Here is a 6287-nt window from a genome sequence, read left to right as displayed (position 1 = left end):
GGCGTTGTTCTGTTTGTTTGAGGCGGTGGGGTCCCCCCCTGGGGTGTGGTGTGCTATCCGCCGCGGGGGGGGCCCCCCGGGGTGCTCGGCGGGGCCGCCCCCCCGCTCCCCCCCCGGGCCCGGAAGGAACGGAACCCCATGGCACGGATGCCGTCGGCCGCGCGCAGACGACAGCTGATAGAGGCGGCTATCCGGGCGATGACACGCGATGGCGTCGCCCGGACCACCACCCGGTCCATCGCGGCCGAAGCCGGCGTCTCGCTGAGCGTCTTCCACTACTGCTTCGAATCGAAGCAGGCCCTGCTCGAATCCGTGATCACGACCATCACCGACCACTATCTGGCGGTGGTGAAGGACGCCCTCCAGCCCAGGACCACTCTCCGGGAGACCATCCTCTCCGGCTTCCGGGCCTACTGGGACCATGTGTCAGCCAATCCCGGCGAGCACATGCTCACCTACGAGCTGACGCAGTACGCACTGCGCCAGCCGGGGTTCGAGCACCTGGCCCGGCGTCAGTACTCCATGTACTCCGACACGTACACCGACCTCATCCACCAGCTCAGCGCGAGTATGGGGTTCGAACCGCGCGTACCGGTGCCGGTGCTGGCGCGCTATCTGGCCGTCATGACGGACGGACTGACCCTCAACTTCCTGGTCCTCGGGGACGAGCAGGCCCATGGCAGCGCCGGCACCGCCGCGGACATCCTGGAGACGGTCGCCGACCAGGTGGTCCACCTCGTGGACGGCGAGACGGACCCGGAGAGGGGGGGTTCCGGTCCGACCGGAGCAATTTCCGGGAATGCGATGCGTGATCCGGGGTAAGCGGACCCCACGGGTGACGGATCGGAAGACAGAGGTGAAGGTATGGCGACCGTGAGCGCGGCGACCACCAGGACCCATGAGTCGGCGGCGGCCGGCATCCGGAGCCGCGGCGCCTTCGGCCCGCTCGACCGGCTCGAGGCCCCGTTGGAGGTGTCCCCCCAGGACGCACGGGAGCTGTCCCGCCACTTCTTCGCCCGTCTGGCGGTGCTGGAAGAGGGCACGGACGAGTACCAGTACGTGCGCAACACGCTGATCGAGATGAACCTGTCGCTGGTCCGCTACGCCGCGGGCCGCTTCCGCAGCCGGGGCGCGGACGAGATGGAGGACATCGTGCAGGTCGGCACGATCGGCCTGATCAAGGCCATCGACCGGTTCGACGTGTCCCGCGAGGTGGAGTTCACGACCTTCGCCGTGCCCTGCATCGTTGGCGAGATCAAGCGGTTCTTCCGCGACACCAGCTGGGCCGTGCACGTCCCGCGGCGGCTCCAGGAAGCCAGGGTCGAGCTGGCCAAGGCCACCGAGGAGCTGCGCAGCCGCCTCGGTCGCACCCCCACCGTGCGTGAGCTGTCCGAACTCATGTCACTGACCGAGGAAGAGGTCATCGAAGCACGGAAGGCGTCCAACGCCTACAACTCCGCCTCGCTGGACGCCGCGCTCAGCGGCGAAGCCGCGCAGGACAGCGAGGCCGCGCTGGCCGACTTCATCGGTGAGGAGGAGCGTGCCCTGGAGCTGATCGAGGACTTCCACTCGCTCGCTCCGCTGATCGCCCAGCTGGACGACCGCGACCGCCGCATTCTGCATATGCGTTTCGTCGCGGAGCTCACGCAGGCCCAGATCGGTGAAGAGCTGGGCATCTCCCAGATGCATGTCTCCCGACTGCTGAACCGCATCATCAAGCGGCTGCGCAAGGGCCTTCTCGAAACCGCCGCCTGAACCGGTCAAGAGGGCTCCGCCACCCGCTGCACCGGCAAGGCGGCGTGCCGGGGCGGGGCGGGCAGGGCCGCCTGTCAGGGACGGGGCAGACGCACGACCGTGACGAAGAAGTCGTCGATCTTCCTGATCGCCGCGATGAACTGCTCCAGGTCCACCGGCTTGGTCACATACGCGCTGGCGTGGAGCTGGTAGCTGCGCAGGATGTCCTCCTCGGCCGATGACGTGGTCAGCACGACGACCGGGATATGGGTGAGGTCGGCGTCGGCCTTGATGCGCTCCAGCACCTGCCGGCCGTCGTACTTGGGCAGGTTGAGGTCGAGCAGGATGAGGTCGGGGCGCGGCGCGTCGCTGTACTGGCCCTTCCGGTAGAGGAAGTCGATCGCCTCCTGCCCGTCCCGGACCACATGGAGGGTGTTGCCGATCTTGTTGTCCTCGAAGGCCTCCCGGGTCATCAACTCGTCGCCCGGGTCGTCCTCGACCAGCAGGACCTCGATGGGCTGGGCAGCGGTGTTCATACGTGGTCTCCCGTGGTGCTGCTGAGGATGGGCGTGGCGGCGGGCCCGGTCGCGGGTAGGGTGAAGTGGATCTCGGTGCCGCCGGTGCGGGCGCCGTCGATCCAGATGCGTCCGCCGTGGTGTTCCACGATCTTCTTGCACAGGGCGAGGCCTATGCCGGTCCCGGAGTAGGCGTCCCGTCCATGGAGCCGCTGAAAGATCACGAAGACCTTCTCGGTGAACTCCTCGGGGATACCGATGCCGTTGTCGGTCACGCGGTAGCGCCAGACGGCCGTCTCGTCGGCCGTCCCTTCACCGTCGTGGCCGGTGGTACCGCTGTCGTCCCGTTCCACGGTGATACGGACCACGGGCGGGCGCTCGGGGGCGCGGAACTTCACGGCGTTGCCGACGAGGTTCTGCCACAGCATGGTCAGCAGGGTCGGATCGCCGGTGGTGGCTCCGAGGCGGTCGGGGCGTTCGATGACGGCGCCCGCCTCCTCCACCGCCGAGCCGAGGTTCGCCAGCGCCTTGTCCAGGGCGTCGTCCAGCTCGACCTCGTCCCTGGCGTCGTTGACCCGCCCCACGCGGGAGTACGTCAACAGGTCGTTGATCAGGATCTGCATACGCTTGGCGCCGTCGACGGCGAAGTCGATGTACTGCTTGGCCCGGTCGTCCAGCTGATCGCCGTAGCGCTTCTCCAGTAGCTGGCAGAAGGACGCCACCTTCCTGAGAGGCTCCTGGAGGTCGTGGGAGGCCACATAGGCGAACTGTTCCAGCTCCGCGTTCGATCGCCGCAGCTCGACGGTCTGCTCATCGAGTTCGGCGGTCCGCTCCGCGAGCAGGTCCGCACGGGTCCGGGACTCTCCGAGCGCGGTGATCACCCGACGCCGCATGGACTCCACCACATCGGCGAGGTGCTGTATGTCGGCGGGTCCGGTGGGTTCGATACGCCGGTCGAATTCACCGTCAGCGACCCGCTGGGATGCCAGACGCAGTGAGGTGAGCGGGCGGGCCACGGATTTGTTCAGCAGTACGGCGAGACCGAGGGCGATCACCACGAACGCGCCCAGCATTCCGGCGAAGAGCCGGTTGTGGGCCTCGCGGGTGCGGTGCACATCGGCCCGTGCCGCGTTTCGTTCGGCCAGCAGGTTCTCGTTGAGCGTGCCGAATTCGGCGCGCAACCGGTCGAACGCGGTCTTGCTGGCTCTGAGGTCTTCGGACGCGCTGGTCACCGAACCGCCCTCGCGGACGCGTGTGACGAGCGGGACGGCGTAGCCACTGCGCCAGGCGTCCGCCAGACGCTCCACATCACTCAGTGAGGCGAGCATCCGGGAATCGTCGGCCGTCAGCCCGGAGCGTAGGGCGCGGGCGGCGGAGGTGGCTTCCCGCTGCCCCTCGGTATAGGGCTCCAGCCACCGGGAGTCGCGGGAGAGCGCGTAGCCGCGCAGGCCCGTCTCCTGGTCGATGAGGGCCTTCTGGAGCCGGTAGGCCTCGACCCGTGCGGGCTGGATGCGGTCGACCAGGTCATCGGACTTGGCAGCGTTCTCGGATAGCAGTCCCGCTCCCGCGACGCCGAAGGCGCATACCCCGACCAGAACGGCGCTGAACGCGATCCAGAACCACTGCGTCACGGTCAGCCGGGACCCCACAGCACGCCGGGGGGCGTCCACGTCGTCGCGCGGTGGGATCTCGGTGCGGCTGGTGGTCACTTGTTCCTGCTCCATTCGAGGTACAGGAGCGCCACATCGTCAGCGTGGCCTCCGTGGTCGGCCGACAGCGCCCGTGATTCGGACACCAGCGCGGAGACGAACTCCTCCGCCCCTCGGTCCGCGCAGGCCGACGCCAGGGCGAGCAGCCCCTCCTCCCCCAGCCTGTGTCCGTCCGCGCTGATCCGGCCTTCGAACAGGCCGTCGGTGAAGAGCGCGAGGGCGCCGTCGGGTGGCAGGTCGAGAACGTCCTCGTGCCAGTCGAACGCCCCGTCTGGCAGCATTCCCAGAGCGGGGCCCACCGTGGTCTGCGCCATGCGCACTTCGGTGTTCTGCCGGAGGAGGAGCGGCGGGTGGCCGGCCCGTACCACCTTCGCCTTGGTCAGGCCGGGCGGCAGTTCGACGGTGGTCACCGTGGCGAAGATCTCCTCACCCGTACGCTCGGCCACCAGGACCCGCTGCATCAGACGGCACACGGTGGTGCCCGTGACACCCGCGAGAGTGAAGGACCGCCAGGCCACACGGAGGCAGACGCCGAGCGCCGCCTCGTCAGGGCCGTGGCCGGAGACATCGCCGATGACGGCGTGGACGGTCCCGTCCGCCTTCTCCACGACATCGAAGAAGTCACCACTCAGCAGTCCGCTGGCCCGGCTCGGCTCGTAGCGGGAGTAGACCTTCACCGAGCCGCCCTCGAGCAGCGGGGACGGCAGCAGCCCGCGCTCCAGGCGTGCGTTCTCCCGGGCCTGCATCCGGCTGGCCTCCAGCGCTACGGCCGCCTGCTCGATCTGGCGCCGCTGGACGGCGTAGCGGATGGACCGGGCGAGGACCATGGGGTCCAAGGAGCCCTTCATCAGGTAGTCCTGGGCACCGGCCGCCACCGCGGACAGGCCCACGCCCTCCTCCGCGAGGCCGGTGAGCACCACGACGGCGGCGTGCGGGGCGGTCGCGAGCACCTGATGGACGACGTCCAGGCCCCGGGCGTCCGGCAGGTGCAGGTCGAGCAGCACACACGGGGTGCGCGCCGCCGCGGTGCCCTCCAGCATCCTCCGCGCCTCGGTGAGGGAACGGGCCCGGTTCAGACGAACCGTCAGATCACCATCCCGTAGCGTCTCCTCCACGAGCAGCGCGTCACCGTCGTCGTCCTCCACCAGAAGGATCGGCGAGGAGTCGTCCATCCCGACGTGGAGGTCGGGCGCGGACACCTGGAGGTCGGGCGCGGGCATGGGCGATGGCAGTGGGGCCGCGGAAGTGCGCGGCAGCCACGCACCCGAACCCTGGGCACCGACAGCGCTGGTCACAGCTCGTGTCCCCTTCCCCGGACGGTCCCCGGCTGCACGAACAGCGGCGGGGCGGCAAGCAGAATACTTGCCGCAGGCCAACAATCGCACTCGCTCGGCACCCCCGTACGAGGCCTCACCAGCGCATGAACGGCTGACAAGCCCCTGGTGGTTGGCGCGGGGCCCGGCCAACTCGGCCGCAGACAAATCCACTCGGAGACCGGAAACCCACGGGTTCGCACATGCGGTGACCAAAGGCGTTTGCCGGGCGATGATCCGGTAACCCGGTGTGACAACGACCCTACGGGAGGGACGATCCCGGTGGAAGGAGTGAGCCATGTCCATCAGTGCGCTTGCCATCCTCGGGGTGGCGGTTGTTCTCACCGTCGCCCTGGTGCTGGCGCGGCCGGTGAAGTGGACCGACGCCAGCCGCCCGCGACGCCGGTTCCGCCGGTTGAGCATGAAGCCGCTGTCCGATGACGAGCGCGACCAGTACGTGGCGCTTTGGGCCGGGCTTCAGGAACGGTTCGTGGACTCCCCGGCGGCGTCTGTGGCCAGGGCGGTCGAGTTGCTGGACCAACTCGCCATCGCACGCGGCTTCCCCGCCGGCCCGCGGGAGGACCGGATCCGCGCGCTGGCAGCGGTGTTCCCCGAACGGGCGCAGGGCGCGCTGGTGCTGCACCGGGCCGGTGCGGAGGCCGTATCAGGGCAGACCGACTCCGAGTCACTGCGTCAGGCGCTGGTCGAGGGCCGTGCGCTCTTCGAGGAGCTGGTCGCGGTGACGGCACAGGATCGTGCGCACTCCGCCGCGGCGGCCCGCCGTCATCGCGCCCGGCGACGCACGTCCGTACGCCGCACCGGTCAGAGCACGCAGACATGACATCCCATCGGCCCCGCGCCGGGCACCCGCTTCCCCGTCCCACGCTCCCGCGGTTCCCCGGCCGACCGGCCGGGGGGGGGGGGGGGGGGGCCACCAGGAGGTCGGCCGCGGCGAGGGGGGGGGGGGTGGGGTGGGGGGGGGGGCGGGGGGGCGGGGGGGAGCGGGGGCGGGGGGT

Annotated in this window: 6 protein-coding genes; 3 read left to right on the top strand and 3 right to left on the bottom strand. The window is 69.7% G+C overall.

Features of this window, described 5'->3' with window-relative positions:
* Positions 1-138 precede the first annotated feature (138 nt).
* Positions 139-822, top strand: a complete 684-nt coding sequence (locus ACFWI9_RS26635; protein ID WP_387165683.1) for a TetR/AcrR family transcriptional regulator — start codon at positions 139-141, stop codon at positions 820-822.
* Between the two features lie 42 nt (positions 823-864).
* Positions 865-1755, top strand: a complete 891-nt coding sequence (locus tag ACFWI9_RS26630; RefSeq protein WP_387165681.1) for an RNA polymerase sigma factor SigF — start codon at positions 865-867, stop codon at positions 1753-1755.
* 74 nt (positions 1756-1829) lie between these two features.
* On the opposite strand, the gene ACFWI9_RS26625 is transcribed toward ACFWI9_RS26630, so the two are convergent.
* The 3 genes from ACFWI9_RS26625 to ACFWI9_RS26615 are packed head-to-tail and all read right to left on the bottom strand — an operon-like array spanning position 1830 to position 5178.
* Positions 1830-2270, bottom strand: a complete 441-nt coding sequence (locus ACFWI9_RS26625; RefSeq protein WP_387165679.1) for a response regulator — start codon at positions 2268-2270, stop codon at positions 1830-1832.
* On the bottom strand, positions 2267-3958 hold the full coding sequence (locus ACFWI9_RS26620; protein ID WP_387165677.1) for an ATP-binding protein: 1692 nt from the start codon (positions 3956-3958) through the stop codon (positions 2267-2269). The genes ACFWI9_RS26625 and ACFWI9_RS26620 overlap by 4 nt, the downstream gene beginning before the upstream one ends.
* Positions 3955-5178: a PP2C family protein-serine/threonine phosphatase gene (locus tag ACFWI9_RS26615; RefSeq protein ID WP_387165684.1), complete on the bottom strand. Its 1224-nt coding sequence runs from the start codon at positions 5176-5178 to the stop codon at positions 3955-3957. Before ACFWI9_RS26615 ends, ACFWI9_RS26620 begins: the two co-directional genes overlap by 4 nt.
* 391 nt (positions 5179-5569) lie before the next feature.
* Here ACFWI9_RS26615 and ACFWI9_RS26610 point away from each other — a divergent pair, with 391 nt between their 5' ends.
* Entirely contained in the window at positions 5570-6112 is a 543-nt protein-coding gene (locus ACFWI9_RS26610; protein ID WP_387165675.1) for a hypothetical protein, read from the top strand.
* The last annotated feature ends 175 nt before the right edge of the window (positions 6113-6287 follow it).

The organism is Streptomyces sp. NPDC127084 (assembly GCF_042724175.1).
In the GTDB taxonomy this organism is placed as follows: domain Bacteria; phylum Actinomycetota; class Actinomycetes; order Streptomycetales; family Streptomycetaceae; genus Streptomyces.
Note: the sequence above shows the minus strand (reverse complement) of the source record. Positions and strands in the feature narration are given on the sequence as shown.

Excerpts from the sequence above, each read along its gene's own strand:
- ACFWI9_RS26635 (WP_387165683.1), top strand. The coding sequence starts at position 139 with ATGGCACGGATGCCGTCGGCCGCGCGCAGACGACAGCTGATAGAGGCG.
- ACFWI9_RS26630 (WP_387165681.1), top strand. The coding sequence starts at position 865 with ATGGCGACCGTGAGCGCGGCGACCACCAGGACCCATGAGTCGGCGGCG.
- ACFWI9_RS26625 (WP_387165679.1), bottom strand. The coding sequence starts at position 2,270 with ATGAACACCGCTGCCCAGCCCATCGAGGTCCTGCTGGTCGAGGACGAC.
- ACFWI9_RS26615 (WP_387165684.1), bottom strand. The coding sequence starts at position 5,178 with ATGCCCGCGCCCGACCTCCAGGTGTCCGCGCCCGACCTCCACGTCGGG.
- ACFWI9_RS26610 (WP_387165675.1), top strand. The coding sequence starts at position 5,570 with ATGTCCATCAGTGCGCTTGCCATCCTCGGGGTGGCGGTTGTTCTCACC.